The sequence below is a fragment of the Eubacterium sp. SB2 genome, assembly GCF_001244405.1.
Classification (GTDB): domain Bacteria; phylum Bacillota; class Clostridia; order Lachnospirales; family Lachnospiraceae; genus Faecalicatena; species Faecalicatena contortus_B.
The window spans coordinates 587,969-603,225 of record NZ_LN865152.1; the positions used below are offsets into that span (position 1 = coordinate 587,969).

Genomic DNA, 15,257 nt, shown 5'->3' on the forward strand with positions numbered 1-15,257 from the left:
GTTCACGGGGCGCCCCTTCGCAATCCATCCCGCAGCACATTAACTGCTTCCTGAAATCTCTCGTCCTCCCGAATTTCTGCAACTGCCTCATCGGTTAGCAGCCCTTCCAGAATCATCTGTCTCATTTCCTTTGACGCAGCCTCCCGCCCTTCCTTTACTTTGACAGCCGCCGAAAACAAAAGCGGATTCGGCAGCATCGCCTGCCCCGTAACAGCATCTACAAAACGCACAATACTGTCCAGCGCCTTTTCTTTCTCTCCCGCCCTCAGGAAGACCTCAGCAAATATCCCGTCGCTCATTCCTCCTGTACAGCCAAATATTTCTTCCATCTTCCGATAAACTTCACAGATTTCCAGCCCTTTTTCTGCATCCGGCTGTACCTTCTCGTCCGCCAGAAGCAGCAGGCAGTTCTGCATCTGCCCTACAAGGGTAAACAAACGCTTCTGTATCACTTCCAGCGCTTTATCCTTCTCATCCCGCTTCAGATATAACTGCGCCCACAGCATCGTCGTATCCGCAGTATATTCCGGTAATTCTTTCAGAAGCCGTTCTCCCGTTTCCAATTCCTCATCTGCCAGCGCCATAGATGCAAGCTGGAGGACCGCCTGGCCGCGGTATGCGGGATTCCCGTTTACCCGGATATATTCCATAAGCTCTTTTCTCTGCTGTTTCCATTGCATTTTCATTTCTTCTGACGCCGACGGAAACATCATCTCAAACATGGTCAGCACCGCCGAAGCATTGTATTTCAGCGGTACACTTGCCGGATACTGATGAAGCAGCTTCTGCAGCATCTCCTCCGCCGCCTCCTGCCCCTGTTCTCTGCCGGTTTCAATTATTTTATTCATATGTTCTGCAACCTGCTCATCAGGAAGTGACTCCTCAAACTGCAGTAATGTATCTAAATTGGTGCCCAGCGCTCTTGCCAGAGGGCACAGTAATGTGATATCCGGGCAGGAACTTTCTGTCTCCCACTTACTGACCGCAGGCGCCGAAATCCCCAGTGCCGAGGCCAGCTGCTCCTGCGTCATACCTTTTGCTTTGCGGAGGGCGGCTATATGCGCTCCCAGATTTTCTTTCATATACAAGATCTCCTTTTCTGATATTCGTCCGGCCTGACAACTTTAGTATAGCCTCTCCTGTACCGTCATACAAGAGAGGCTTCGTTAACGAAAGCTCTATGATTATTAACTATGATTCAAGTTGTTTTTTTCTTAATCTGCAGTCACCGTTTTCTCCGGGGGACTGCTGTAATGCGAACAGCTCCTCGATGAGCTGTTGTTCCGATAGCAAATACGGCAGTCAGTCAAATCGACTGCCTGCCGTGCTCCATTTATCTCTTGAATAGCAATGCATAAAATTTGTAATATCATCATGATTCCCAACTTTAATTTTCAAATACATGCCGTAAAAATTCAACCGCGCCCTTGGCGTCATTGTCTAACATTTCTTCTTTGGCGTCCGGCACCAAATCCCTCCATACTTTAATTTCCGATCCCACAGTTCCGCCGCTCATTACAAAGGGCTCCATTACCACCGCGCCCTGGTAATCAATCTCTCTCAGCGCCTGCCCGATCTCCGCCCAGGGAAGGCTTCCTTTTCCCGGAACCCGCCTGTTCTGCTCTCCCACATGGAGATGCCCAAGCTGACGTCCTGCTTTACGGATGGCCGCCCCTATATTGTCTTCCTCTATATTCATGTGGAAGGTATCCAGCATGATCTTTACATGGGAACTGTCTACCGCATTCACAAACTCAAGCGCCTGCTCACAGGTGTTCAGCATGTATCCCTCATACCGGTTCAGAACCTCCATTCCCAGAGTCACATCGCAGTCTTCCGCTATTTTTGAAAGTTCTTTCATATTTTTTATTGCGCGCTCTAAGTCGGCTTCTTTGTCCATCGGAGCCGCCGGATCCAATGGCCAGTAGGAGTATAGGCCTCCGCCCAGCACCTTTATGTCCATGAGCTGCAGACGGGGAAGCAGTCCCTTAAAGAAGTCCATCCCCCGCTTTACAACAGCCGGATCGCCGGAACAAAGGTTCTGCTCCTTTGTCGGCCCGTAGCCTGCTGTCATAATAATCCCTTGATCCTCTGCACATTTTTTTAAGTCCAGAAGCTGTTCGTCCCTCAAATATACGCTCCGCAGCGCCATACAGGAAATCTCTAATACATCAAATCCCAGCTTTTTAACTTTCTGTATGTAATATTTGTAATCTGCCTGCCATTCCTTTGTCCAATATGCAAAATAAATTCCATATTTCATGATTGCGCCTTTCTCCTCAAATTTAAGATTTAATTGGTTGCTTATATTCTGATCTATTCCGCAAAATAGATCCAAATATGTCCGATTATACAAAGAGCCATCACCAGGGTTAAAAGACGGTGCACAAGAAGATTAAGGTGTTTATTCTTCGTTATGGTATGGCACAGTACGATGAGCAGTACCATGGCAGCCGCAGTCAGCGCACCGGTTATGAACACACCAATATGGTGTACCCTTATCATTGGAAACACAAATATAAAGTGCAAAACAGCGATAATAAGTATTGCAGCACTTATATACTTATGCGCCTGCATAAAAAATACATCCGCCTTTTTCAGATGCAGTTTTCGCGTCACCGCTTTCACCAACAGCATTAAAAAGCATAAAAGACATAAATAACCCAAAATAATACTCATAAAATCCCCCCGGTACTTAAATCCCTCCTGCCTCATATGGCAGCTTCTTCTCCTGACAGCATCCTATTTTTCATTCCGGTCAAATCCTGCCTGTTTACTCATTATATACTTTTCTCCGCACGAACTCAATCTATCCTGCCACCATTTTCAATGTTTTTACTTTAAGAACCTCTAAAATACATTTCTGTACTTCTAAACCGGAATATGCGCTCCCTGCATAAGCCGGTCTCCCCAATTTAATCCACGTACGCTTCATAAATTTGTGCGCAGCTGGCCAAGAATCGTCTCACCAAGACAGAGAACAAAACGTTTCCGAGAGGACTCTATTTTTGAGACGATTCCGCACCTTTTACGTATATACATACAGCAAAGAATATGCTGTTTTGTAAAAACAGTATCCAATTTGATTCAATGAAAGGAAAAGTTATGGCTATGAAATGTAAAAAAATAATCCCTATTTTACTCTGCTTTATACTGACGCCCCTGTTTACCCTCCATGTCCGCGCTGCTGAAAATGACGAACTGCAGGCGCTTCAGGAAACGCTAAGCCAAAACATCGAGGAATCCCAGCAAATTCTGGATGCAATTGAACAGGATAGTTCTCCGGATGTTATTGGTGACATGATGAATAACCTGGAAGAACTCGATCCTTCTGTTCTGGAAGCCGATGGAGATGCCGACGCCCCTGTAACCGGCTCACTGGGTGATTTTACCAGTTCCGGTTCATCTTCTCTTGCGATGGAATTTCTGAAAGCACAGTTAGAACTCGCTAACTCTATTAAAAACAATGCACTACCCTATCTGGATGATGTCAACGCGAAACAAAATGAGCAAAACCAGATCTCTTCGTTTATCCAGCAGCTGAGCGATCTCAAATCTCAGGCTGAGACCGAACCTGTTGCTATCCCCGGCGACATTCTCTACTACATGGATGAAAAGGGACTGTCCTATCCTGTCCCGGAATCCGGGCTCTATAGCGCTTCGGATTGCGACAGCATCATCAGCATCCTGAATGAGCGTATCTCTGCGTTAGGAACCGATACCATGAATTCCATGACATCAATCCAGGATTTCATGTCTCAGTACAACTCTTACACATCGGACGCTTTTCATTACCTGCAAAACGTTTCCAACAGTTCTCCTTCTCTGAGTCAGAGCCTTTTCTCCTCTGAGGGCAGACCGGTTAATGTAACGCCGGTGGCAGTCAGTGTGCTGGCTGGCATACTGATAGGGATGCTTCTGATGTGGACAATTTTGAAAAACAAAATCAAAAATCCTGCAAGGGAGGAATCTGTATGACCATGATACAGCTGGCGGCGTCACTGCTCTCTGTCATTTACGGCGGGATCGCTTGTCTGAGGCACCGCCAGCCTCTGTTCTTTAAGATCCTGTTGTATGGGCTGATCAGCTATTTTTTCGGTGCGCTTTTCACAGCCTGCTATGCAGCGGTCCATGGAGTAATTCCTGCGGGATTTCATGTCGGTTATTTCGGTCATATCGGTGCCTATTTCTTTTTATTCTCTTCCTATTATGGGGCAATCGACCGTCTGGCCGACGGTGGGGAAGCAAAATACCGCATCATCCGGGTAGCTTCAGCTGTCCCCGCCATTGTCCCCGCGGCGCTGCTTGTCCGGGGCATCGCAAAGTATGGCCTGGGCACAATGCTTCCGCTTCTGATGCTGATACTGCCTGTGACATTTACACTCTACTATGCGGTCAAACATTTGGTTTTTCCTGATGTGGAAATGGGAATCATCCGGGTCATGCGCCCGTACAACGGCTGCGTGATTCTATTTTGCTCTGCCGAACTGGCGGGCCAGTTTCATTTTCTGCCCGGGACAGTGAGGACAGCTTCGGCGGTCCTTTCCTGTCTTTTTCTCGTCCTGCTGCTGCCGCTGGCTGAAGGGGGGGTGCGTAAATGGTTTATATAATCTTTCTTTGCCTGAGTATCCCTATGCTTTTAATGCTTCCTCTGCTGGAGTCCCGTTCCCGCTGGATTGTAGGTTTCTTCCTCCTGGGCGCAGTAACCGCCCTTGCAGCTTATGAGATTAACACCATAGTCTTCCCTTTCTCTGGCATGAGTGCCCGCAGCTTCACCGAACTGATCCCGCCAATTGTAGAAGAACTGTTAAAAGCCCTTCCTGTGCTCTGCTATGCCCTCCTCCTGGATGACAGCCGCAAACGGGTGCTTCCCATCGCTATGGCGGTTGGAGTTGGCTTTGCCGTGCTGGAAAACACAGCGCTTCTGGTCGAATATCTGGGCAGCGTTTCCATCGCATGGGCGGCAGGACGCGGCTTTTCCGCCAGCCTCATGCACGGCCTTTGCACAGTCACCATAGGGACCGGTATCTGCTATGTAAAAAAACAGAGAAAACTCTTCTATACCGGTACCTTTGGACTGCTTTCTATCGCCATAACAATGCATGCATTATTTAACCTGCTGATCAAGTCCTCCTTTGACATCATCGGCATGGTGATGCCGCTGGCCCTCTATGGCCTGCTTTATGTGCTGCGCAGCAGGAAGAAACTAAAGCTGCCGTTTTTATCCTATTAACGACATGGTTCCTGATTCGAACAGAACAGCCCCTTACGGGCAGATCTGCAGCAATGCTGCAGAATAAGGTACAAACTTAAGACCGCCGCTTCACAGATATCACATCTGTTTCGCGGCGGTCCTATTAAGTTTTCCCGAAAGCATATAACGGGGCAGAGTTTTTATAGTTTATCATTTCTCAAAATACAATTCATACCAAACCAAAAATGTATAAATGGTCCAGATCTTTCTCCAGTTATCCGAATTTCCGGCGATATAATCATCAAAAATCGCATGAATCTCATCAATCTGGAAAAACTTCTCCGCAGCCTTACTGCGGAACTTATCCCTGACATCCTGATTATATCTGTCGTCTGCCATCCAGATGCGAATCGGCACGATAAATCCCAGCTTTTTGCGGAAGGCGATCTCTTCCGGCAGCACTTTTGCCGCTGCAGTCCGAAACGCCACTTTATTCTGCTCCGCGTTTACCTTATATTCAGATGGCATCCGTGAGGCAATATCAAAGATCCTTGTATCGGTAAGGGGCATTCTGATCTCTAATCCCGCAGCTGTACTCATCTTATACACATTGAAATAAATGTCCCCCTCCAGCCAGATCTGGATATCTACATCCGACATCTTCGTAAGCGGATCCAGTCCTTCTGTTTCCTCATAAATTCCTTCCGCCAGCTCGATCGGAAGAACGTCAGGATCATACTTTTTCAGAATCTTCTGTTTCTCATCTTCCTTCATGATATTCGTATTGCCTACATAGAAGGTTTTCAAATTCTCACCATAACGTTCCGCATTGCGGTACATATTATACCCGCCAAAGAACTCGTCCGCCCCCTCTCCGGAGTAACATATCTTCGTATGTTCGGCCGCCGCCTTACAGCCGATTGCAAAAACAATGGCTGACGCATCGCCCAGAGGCTGTTCCATATTCTCCATCACATAAGGCACTGCCGCAAAATACTCTTCCGGCGTAATCAGGCGCCGGAACGTCTTTCGCCCAAGGATGTCTCCCGTCTTCTGCGCCAGTTTTGATTCATCAAACCGTTCTTCTTCGTACCCGCAGGCATCCGCCGTCTCTGCATCGGACATTGCCAGTACATAGGAAGAATCAACGCCTCCTGATAGAAAGGATTCTGCTGTCTCGTCCGGGGTTTTCACCTCAGTCATAATCCGGCCAAGCGTAGTATGTATCTCCTCTGCCCACTCTTCAAGGGATTTGCTGTAATCCGGATGAAATTCCGGTTTCCAATAGCGTTCTATCTTAAGCTGCCTTCTCTGCCAGGTCAGATAACGCCCGGGCATAAGTTTTTTCAGGCCACGGAAAAATGTAGTCTCTCCCGCCACGTATGTAAAGGTAAGATACAGCTGCAGCATCTCCTCATTCAGCTCTTTCACAAAGCCCGGCTGCTCCATAATCTTACGTATAGAGGTACCGTACAGGAGCCTGCCATCCGCCGTTTCATAATAATAGAAAGGCGTAGTTCCAAACTGGTCTCTCAGACAGAATAGTTTCTTCTCCTCCTCGTCCCACAGGGCAAATGCAAACATGCCATGCATATGGTTTCCCATATCATATCCCCAGGTTTCGTATGCCTTTACCAGAATTGTCTGCTCACGCTCCTCCCTGGACAGGGAAGCATCAATGCCCAGTTCCTCACAAAGAACTTTCCAGTTGCGGATATGACCACTGTATTCTCTTATTATTATCATATGTATGTCCTCTCGTATCAAAATTTTTATTAAGTTTAATTGTTTATTATGGCTGGCTTAATAATCTCATTATATACGCTCTGCCGGTTAGAAAATATTTGTTCGAGTACCTCGCCCAATGCGTCCATATCTATGGGCTTCGCCACATGCGCATTCATCCCTGCTCTAAGTGCCCTATTGCGGTCTTCCGAAAAGGCGTTTGCTGTCAATGCCACAATAGGAACTTGTTTTGCATCGGTTCGATCCATCTGTCGGATCCGGGCTGTAGCCTCATATCCATTTAGAATTGGCATCTGGATATCCATCAGAATAAAATCATACTCTCCATCCGCAGAATTTTGGAACATGGCCACAGCCTCCTGCCCATTTCTGGCACTCTCCGTCTCTGCGCCCACCAGCTTCAACAATTCCTTTAGGATCTCTTCATTGATTTCATTGTCTTCAACGATTAGAACCCTTCTGCCAGCAAATTCAAACTGGTGCTTCAAAGTTGTGTGCTGCCCTTCCTCATCTTTATGGCCTTGGACAGGCTCTGCCAGCTCTAATTCCACTTGAACTGTAAAAGTACTGCCTTTCCCGAGAGTACTTTCCACCTCTATGCTTCCGCCCATCAAATCCAGCAAGTTTTTGGTAATGGCCATACCAAGACCTGTCCCCTGCGTACGGCTGGTCTCGGTCTCCTCCATCCGGGAAAATGGTGTAGAAATCGTCTCTAAAAATTCTTTTGACATCCCTCTCCCGTTATCTTTCACCACGAACTGGTATCTGCCATTTCCTTCATTGCTTTGTTCAAGCTCTGTTACCGTTAATTTGATCTCCCCCTGCTCCGGTGTATATTTGATGGCATTTGACAAAATATTTACCAAGATACGGCTGAGACGAAGCTCGTCCCCTACAATGTAATTCTGTTCCACATTGCTTTCTTCCAAAGAAAAGAAGAGTTTCTTTTCTTTAAGCTGCGTCTGAAACATCGACACAATGCCATCCAGCATATCGGAGAGAGAAAATGGCTTATTCTCAAGCAGCATCTTTCCACTTTCGATCCTTGACATATCCAGCACTTCATCTATGAGCGACAGCAGATGCTTGGAGGAATAGGAAATCTTCTCCATATAGTTCAGGACTCTTTGGGGATCTGCTGCGTACTGCTTCGCTAAGGCGGTCATTCCTAGAATGGCATTCATAGGCGTCCGAATATCATGACTCATATTGGATAGAAAATTACTTTTGGCTATATTGGCACTGTTGGCTGCCAGCAATGCCTGTTCCAGATTCTCACGCTGTTCCTGTTCCTTGGTCATATCAGACAGGTTCGCGATCCAGACTTCTTCTGTGCTAAGCTCAACCTGATTGACCTGGAGGCGCATAAAGCGCACCACTCCTGTATCCGGGTTCTGATACTTGTGGATGGACCCGACAAATTCTCCCTGCCTGTTCCATTTGAAGAACTCCTCTTTCATCTCATGGATGTCGGTCTCTTCGATGTAATCTTCCTCAACAAACAGCTTCTCAGCATCCTGGCGGCTCCATCCCATCACTCTTCGCAGATTAGGGCTGACATATTCCAGCCTGTCTTCTGTAACATTGTACATCATATAAATTTCGTTCCCCCGGTCAATCAAGAGATTCAGCATTCTTTCACGGTTATATACGTCCTCGTCTCTCTTCCTGTTGGCAACCTGGTTCATCCGCACAAAGATTATTCCGCAAATAAAAATAAGGAGCACTACAATAAATGCGCAGGCGGAGAACACATTTCTGGAAAATCGGTTCATATTTTCCCCTATCGTGTCTCCACCCACAAAAAGGAGAATTGTCCAGCCTGTATCGTCCAGCGGATTATAACAGAGATACTCTTTTTTCCTATCTTTTGTGTATATGGTTACCCCAGTGGAACGGTTCTTCACCGCCTCCCGGATCTCATCAGCGCTTTCCTTTCCGCTGTCGGATACCTTCTCCAAATAATCAAGAATATTATAGTTCTCAAGGGCATTTTCCGTCTGCGTATTGAACAGTCTGGTTCCGCTTTGATCAATCACATAACAGATTCCCTTCTTGTCAAATGCCGATATGGTCAGGATGTCCAATATATTCTCAATGTGATATTCCAGTGCTAAGGCCGAAACCGTCACAGACCCGCATTGCTTGCTTTCTATCGGAATCGCAAAAAATAATGTGGAATTGCCATTCACATCCCTCCGTAAAAAAGAAACCTTTTTCCGTTCTTTTAACAGCATCAGTGCATTGTCTCTGGATATTAGTCTGCTCTGCTCCCCATATTCATCTATACAATTTCCCAGTTCATCTACGAGATACAAATGACCGAACTTCCACTCCCTGACGATCTGCTGTCCGTATTCCTGTATCTGCTGGTCGGTCATCTGGGGGAAAAAGCCCAAATTATAATCCATGTTGTACAGCAAGCTCCAATTCTGCTCCAGCTTAGAGTTTAATTTACCGGTAACCTGCTGCGCAATCTCAGACAGATGATATTCATTTTCTTTTCTGACATTTTCCTCCATGGATTCCAGAAAAACAAACATTAAGAACATAATGCCTGCAATTGTAAGTAGGACTCCAGCCACTATGGTTCTTCTGACTCGCTTATACTTGTCCGGAACCATATGGTTCAGTCTTTTTCCAAATCCCCTCTCGTATCCTTTCGGCCTTCTGTGGTTTTCTCTTGGTCTCATCTCATTCTCAACTGTTCTTTCTTTAGTATATCAGGGATAAGGCTTCCCCGTTATTTCACTTTTCTTGTAATTGGCGCAGGTTCTCGTTCATCAAGTCCAGCGCGATCGAAGCAGGCAGTTCCTCCTCCAGCATCTTGACAACTGTGTCCCTGGAAGCCGTAAAGAACTCGTCTGTTGCAAGGCGGACATAGGTGCTATTCGTCTCTAGGTAGTTCTGCACCATATTCATGCTTCCCGTATATTCAAAAGAAATATCCCGCTGGTATGGAACCAGTCCATCGGTATGCTTGTTCAGAAGCTTCTGGGTCTCTTCTGACGCCATTGCAGACAGAACCTTCCAAGCAGCCTCTTCTTTCTTCTCACTCTCCTCCACCTTTTTGCTTACTGCGACATTGAAGATCGGATAAGTAAGTAAAAAATTCTGCTTATCCCCAAAATATGGCAGAATTTCCAGATCCATCCCCGGAAGCAGGCGTGAGATACTCTCGCTGCTAATGTTGGTCATCGCCTGCCTTCCCTCTGCAAAATCATCGTAGGCAAAACTGTCTTCGTAATTGATCATCTCCGGCTTCAAAACCCCCTGCCTGATCAGCTTCTCCATCTTCTCGAAGGCAGGCATCCATACCGCACTATCTAACTGGTCTGTCCTGCCCTCCTCGTATTCTTTCCTCCATGCAATCCCATCCACTGAGCATAAGCTTTCGATCCCCATTCCCTGCAAAAAATGCATGGAATTGTAGTCTGCGGAAAAATCCAATGAATATGCACGGATACCGTATCTTTCAAATTCCTGACAAGCAAAAACAAATCCCTCAAAATCCAGTGGAATCGGGATTTGATATTCCTCGAACAGCGCCCTGTTTGCTATGATTCCATCTACGGTTCCCGCCATGGGAAGCCAGAACACCTCCCCCTCACTGGTCTTATAATTCTCAAGATAAATATCGTAATAGGAGGAGGTCAGCTCTGATCCCGTCAACTTCATAAGGTAGGGATTAAGCTCCAGCGCTCCCTTCATCGAAAACCTGCGGGCAGTTATGATGTCCGGCAGGTTCCCCTCCTCAGCAAGTTCTTGATAATAGCCAAGCGCGCTTTCGCCCTTAACCCAGTGTATTTTCACATCCGGTACTTGACGATCTACCGCTTCCATATAGTCGGCATAAAAGCCGTCATGCAGGTTTAAGTTCCAGAGTGCCACCTCGATCTCCGGCTTCTGGCTTCCCCCGCATCCCCCGATCCAGAGTGCCGCCATAAAAATGACTGCAGTACTGCAGCCAAGAATCTGCTTCCTAGTATTCTTCTTCATCTTCTTCCCCCAAAAATCCGCTCATTCACTTGCATGTCCTATATGCACTCAAACCGTAATTCCATACAACTGTTATTTCCATTATATAGCAAAATAACCGAAAGCACAATGTATCCCGGTTTGTTTCACGCAACTATTATTCCTTTTTTTGCCGGGAGTCTGGAAGCCCTTACACTAATTTTTATATTTGTTTTGAAAATATCCATAAAAAAAGTGATAGAAAATTGTACACAATCACGATAGATAAATATGATATATAACGTTATAATATTATGTAATAACGTTATATTTGAGAGGGGAGTAAGAATGCTTAAAAGAAATAAAATAAAATATGTTTTTGTTATGCCCGCAATTTTATTACTGATCGTATTCGTCTATTATCCGGTTGTAAAAAATGTGATTTACAGTTTTTATAACATGAGTGCATTTTCGGTTCATGAACGTTTTATCGGCTTAGACAATTATCGATCGCTGTTCGCGGATCCGGTTATCAGGACTGCTTTAAAAAATAACTTTATTTATGTATTCTGGTCTTTGTTGTTTCAGGTTGGCGGCGGCCTTTTGATTGCACTGTTTCTGGAAAGCAGCTTTATAAAAAGAGGAAACGTTTTCTTCCGAACTTTATTTTTTATCCCTTCTATTATTTCCATTACAGTAATAGGCGCGTTGTTTACTTTTATCTATCAGCCGGATATCGGCCTGCTGAACAGCCTTCTCAGATTTTTGGGCTTTGACTCACTTGCGACTGGCTGGCTGGGCAATTCACATACTGCCTTATACGCAATCATTGCCATGAGCCAATGGCAGTACACCGGTTATGCGGCTATGCTGATCATCGTGGGGATTCAGAGGGTATCTCCGGCAGTTTTAGAATCTTCAAAGTTAGATGGCTGCGGATTCTGGCAGCAGGCAAGATACATTATCATCCCGCAGATAAAGGATACGATCACGATTGTGATCATCATTACACTCAACTGGGCAATGCAGGTCTTCAATGAAATTCAGGTAATGACGGCAGGAGGCCCTGGCAATGCAACTCAAACTCTGGGAAACTACATGTATACGGCTGCCTGGTCCTACGACAAATTCGGGTATGCCTCCGCCATCGGAAACCTGATACTTATCATTACCGTCGTACTGGCATTTCTGCAGATGAATATCAGTGGGTTTGGAAACGAGAACTGATACGTATGTCGGGATCCGCCTGCAGGTCATTTCCTCAATCTATCTGATAAACAAAGGAAAACAGTTCAAGAGTGAATGGAGAGTACATTATGCTGAAAAAATCTGAGTTTCATTTGAAACAGTTTGTTTTATATTTTATTTTTATACTATTTTCATTATCAATTATATACCCATTATTTTGGATTCTGTCCAATTCTTTGAAAACAAATAAAGAGTTTTATAATAATACATTTTCACTGCCCGGACATCCTGAGATTGGAAACTATCTGCAGGCATGGAAAGAAGGCATATCCTTATACTATCTTAACAGTATCATCGTCACTGTAATTACGGTTATCTTAATTCTGGTGGTTTCTACACTGGCGGCTTATGCAGTTACCAGATTCCACTTTAAGTATAAAAAGATACTGCTGGGGATACTTCTGGGAGGAATGTTTGTTTCTCCGCAGACTGCGGTACTTCCCTTATATCATCTGCTCAGAGATCTAAGAATATACGACACCTATGGGGCTATGATTATTCCCATACTCGCATTCCGGATCTCGTTTTCAATCTTCCTGCTGTTCCCGGCTTTTCTTTCCTTTCCGAAAGAACTGGAGGAAGCGGCTGTTCTGGATGGCTGCAGCAGTTTTGGAATTTACAGGAAAATCATGCTGCCTGTATGCAGGCCTGCGGTTACCGTGTGTCTTTTATTAAATTTAATATATACCTGGAATGAGTTTACTTTCTCTTTAAACTTTATAAGTACGGAAAAGTATTATACGATCCCGATCGGCCTGATGTCATTTTCACAGGCTTTATACACGGACTGGGTGGTTCTGCTGTCGGGTATCGTACTGGCAATTGTGCCTGTGCTTGTGCTCTTTATTGCCTTTCAGAAATATTTTGTAGCCGGGCTTACAGTGGGCAGCGTGAAAGAATAGGGGGATCCAAGATATGAAACGAAGAATAAAATTAACTCTTATACTAGTATTTACCATGTTTCTGGCGGGTTGCGCCGGACCCGCTGAACAGGATGACAAAGTCACGTTAACATTCATGCACCGGTGGACGATGGAACCGATGAAGTCTGCCACAGAGGAGATGATTAGAGCGTTTGAAAAGGAAAATCCAGACATAAAGATCAATGTAATTACGGCTACAAATTCGTCTTATAAGCAGAAAATAAAGACCGTAATCAATTCGTCCGCCCCGCCGGATATATTCTTTACCTGGGGTGACGAATACCTGAATAAGTTTGTAAGAGAAGGCTTAGTGCTGGACCTGTCTTCTTATATGGAAAAGCACCAAACTTTAGAAGAACTTGTGCCAGGGCAGACGGCGGCCTTTCAATACCAGGGCGGGATCTACGGCATACCGCTGAAAATCGACGCCAAATTATGGTTTTATAATAAAGAAGTATACAAAAAGCTTGGACTGTCCCCGCCCGGCACATACGAGGAGTTTTTAAAGCAGCTGGAGGTAATACAAGCGGCCGGGATCACTCCGATTTATTTCGGAAACTCCGATCCTTATGCAGGCGCGCATTATTTAACAACATTAAACCAGAAATGTGTTCCTGAAAAGACCTTAAAAGCTGACTATTCATTAGAGGATGGTTCTTTTTCGGATCCGGGTTATCTGCAGGCGCTTACAATTTATGAAGATCTTCACCAATATATGAATGCAGACACGGCAGCTTATGACTGGAGCTTTTCTTATTCCGGGCTGATTAACGGAGACTGCGCACTGGTATACGACCAATATGTTACCATCGCGGATTCTATGGAGATGGATGCAGAATTTACAAAAAATAACTTGGGGATCTTCCCCTTTCCCACCATAGAGGGGGCAAGAGGAAATCAGTCCATTATCACTGGAACACCCGACGGCTATGCTGTCAGCAGTAAAACCAAACATCCCGAAGAGGCCTTTCGGTTCCTGCAGTATATACTCTCTAAAAAGAACACTTTACGTTATTTAGAGAGCAGCTATTGGGTAAATGCTACAACAGACCTGTTTGAAAATATCGGCCAATATACAGACATCGAACCATTAATAGAAGGCATAAAGTATATAAAAACCTCACCTTCTACAACCCCCTGGTTAGATACGGAACTCGATCCGAAAATCGCGCAGACTTATTTAAACGGCCTGCAGCAGATTGATACCGGGGAGGCCACGCCTAAGCAGCTGTTAAAGCAGATCCAGTTAGCCGCGAAAAGCGCAAAATATGATAAAGGTAATTAAATGTAAGAGTTCAGGCCTGCCTGAACTCTTATATTTAAACTTCCCGTTATGCATTTTCATAATTAAACCGGTACCTGGATGCAACAATATACTCCTGCCCGATATAGATTAGTTGATTCTGGGTATCGTATATCTCTGTATACAGAAGGAATAACGGATCGCCAGGAGCAATTTTTAAAAGCTGCGCCTGTTTCGAATCCGCCTTTAATGCATCAATATAGGAGTTCTGGGAACATCCCACTATAATACCATGGCTTTTTAACAAATCATACAGCGGCCCTTCCAAATCATCCGTGAGAAGAAATGCATATTGGGTAAAAGGAAAATAATTGTTTTCCAACATGACAGGTATCTCATCCGCATAGCGGACGCGCTGTATGTATAGTATGGCATCTTGGTCAAGTCTTGGATGCGGTACCCGTCCGGGTGAGTTCTTCGTGAGAACCGTTCTCTGGGTAACTACAGCCGACGGGGTCATGCCATTCACAATGCAGGAATTTGAAAAACTCATATTATGCTCTATTTTACGGAAAATCTTCCGCTCTTTTACAAAGGTGCCCTTCCCCTGATTCTTAACAAGAAGACCGTCTTTGCAAAGTTCTTCAATCGCACGGCGGATGGTGATCCTGCTCACATCGTATTGTTTAATTAGTTCGACCTCTGTGGGAATCTTCGATCCGGCAGGATACTCTCCGCTTTTTATCCTGACAGAGATATCGTCTTTAACCTTTTCAAAGAGTGGACGCGTTGTACTATTTTCAATATTCATCTTATTACCTCAACTATATCATTATATTTCATGCAACAATTCTATCATATTCATTATAACATTACAATACGAATATGGTATACATTATAACAAAAAATGTGAGTAAGTGACAAAAAATTATTTTTAAACAAGCAA

Annotated in this window: 13 protein-coding genes; 6 read left to right on the top strand and 7 right to left on the bottom strand. The window is 45.0% G+C overall.

Going from position 1 to position 15,257, the window contains the following annotated elements; translation table 11 throughout:
• Positions 1-2: 2 nt before the first annotated feature.
• The 3 genes from BN1938_RS10180 to BN1938_RS10190 all read right to left on the bottom strand — a co-directional run bounded on the left by BN1938_RS10180 (position 3) and on the right by BN1938_RS10190 (position 2,679).
• Complete coding sequence (locus BN1938_RS10180) at positions 3-1,082, bottom strand: helix-turn-helix domain-containing protein (protein ID WP_050640479.1); 1,080 nt, start codon at positions 1,080-1,082, stop codon at positions 3-5.
• A 305-nt stretch (positions 1,083-1,387) separates the two neighbouring features.
• The gene (locus BN1938_RS10185) at positions 1,388-2,263 is read right to left on the bottom strand and encodes a D-psicose 3-epimerase (RefSeq protein WP_050640480.1); all 876 of its coding nucleotides are present in this window, start codon (positions 2,261-2,263) and stop codon (positions 1,388-1,390) included.
• 53 nt (positions 2,264-2,316) lie between these two features.
• The gene (locus tag BN1938_RS10190) at positions 2,317-2,679 is read right to left on the bottom strand and encodes a hypothetical protein (protein WP_148487162.1); all 363 of its coding nucleotides are present in this window, start codon (positions 2,677-2,679) and stop codon (positions 2,317-2,319) included.
• Between the two features lie 432 nt (positions 2,680-3,111).
• On the opposite strand from BN1938_RS10190, the gene BN1938_RS10195 reads away from it, so the two are divergent.
• The 3 genes from BN1938_RS10195 to BN1938_RS10205 are packed head-to-tail and all read left to right on the top strand — an operon-like array spanning position 3,112 to position 5,233.
• Positions 3,112-3,978 carry a hypothetical protein gene (locus tag BN1938_RS10195; RefSeq protein ID WP_055153690.1) on the top strand — a complete coding sequence of 289 codons (867 nt, stop codon included), beginning with the start codon at positions 3,112-3,114 and terminating at the stop codon, positions 3,976-3,978.
• Positions 3,975-4,610 (top strand): hypothetical protein, encoded by a 636-nt coding sequence (locus BN1938_RS10200; protein ID WP_050640483.1) that lies wholly within the window; start codon positions 3,975-3,977, stop codon positions 4,608-4,610. Before BN1938_RS10195 ends, BN1938_RS10200 begins: the two co-directional genes overlap by 4 nt.
• Positions 4,598-5,233: a PrsW family glutamic-type intramembrane protease gene (locus BN1938_RS10205; RefSeq protein ID WP_050640484.1), complete on the top strand. Its 636-nt coding sequence runs from the start codon at positions 4,598-4,600 to the stop codon at positions 5,231-5,233. Before BN1938_RS10200 ends, BN1938_RS10205 begins: the two co-directional genes overlap by 13 nt.
• Before the next feature lie 171 nt (positions 5,234-5,404).
• Here BN1938_RS10205 and BN1938_RS10210 read toward each other — a convergent pair whose 3' ends face one another.
• The 3 genes from BN1938_RS10210 to BN1938_RS10220 are packed head-to-tail and all read right to left on the bottom strand — an operon-like array spanning position 5,405 to position 10,939.
• Positions 5,405-6,940, bottom strand: a complete 1,536-nt coding sequence (locus BN1938_RS10210) for an asparagine synthetase B family protein (protein WP_050640485.1) — start codon at positions 6,938-6,940, stop codon at positions 5,405-5,407.
• A gap of 35 nt (positions 6,941-6,975) precedes the next feature.
• Positions 6,976-9,633 (bottom strand): hybrid sensor histidine kinase/response regulator, encoded by a 2,658-nt coding sequence (locus tag BN1938_RS10215; RefSeq protein ID WP_242843834.1) that lies wholly within the window; start codon positions 9,631-9,633, stop codon positions 6,976-6,978.
• Positions 9,634-9,688: 55 nt separating this feature from the next.
• Positions 9,689-10,939, bottom strand: coding sequence for an ABC transporter substrate-binding protein (locus tag BN1938_RS10220; RefSeq protein ID WP_050640486.1), 1,251 nt, complete (start codon positions 10,937-10,939; stop codon positions 9,689-9,691).
• 306 nt (positions 10,940-11,245) lie between these two features.
• On the opposite strand from BN1938_RS10220, the gene BN1938_RS10225 reads away from it, so the two are divergent.
• From BN1938_RS10225 to BN1938_RS10235, 3 genes are all read left to right on the top strand, one after another.
• Positions 11,246-12,124 carry a carbohydrate ABC transporter permease gene (locus BN1938_RS10225; protein WP_050640487.1) on the top strand — a complete coding sequence of 293 codons (879 nt, stop codon included), beginning with the start codon at positions 11,246-11,248 and terminating at the stop codon, positions 12,122-12,124.
• A gap of 89 nt (positions 12,125-12,213) precedes the next feature.
• Positions 12,214-13,047 carry a carbohydrate ABC transporter permease gene (locus BN1938_RS10230; protein WP_050640488.1) on the top strand — a complete coding sequence of 278 codons (834 nt, stop codon included), beginning with the start codon at positions 12,214-12,216 and terminating at the stop codon, positions 13,045-13,047.
• Positions 13,048-13,060: 13 nt separating this feature from the next.
• On the top strand, positions 13,061-14,353 hold the full coding sequence (locus BN1938_RS10235) for an ABC transporter substrate-binding protein (protein WP_050640489.1): 1,293 nt from the start codon (positions 13,061-13,063) through the stop codon (positions 14,351-14,353).
• A 46-nt stretch (positions 14,354-14,399) separates the two neighbouring features.
• Here BN1938_RS10235 and BN1938_RS10240 read toward each other — a convergent pair whose 3' ends face one another.
• The gene (locus BN1938_RS10240) at positions 14,400-15,122 is read right to left on the bottom strand and encodes a GntR family transcriptional regulator (protein ID WP_050640490.1); all 723 of its coding nucleotides are present in this window, start codon (positions 15,120-15,122) and stop codon (positions 14,400-14,402) included.
• Between the last annotated feature and the right edge of the window lie 135 nt (positions 15,123-15,257).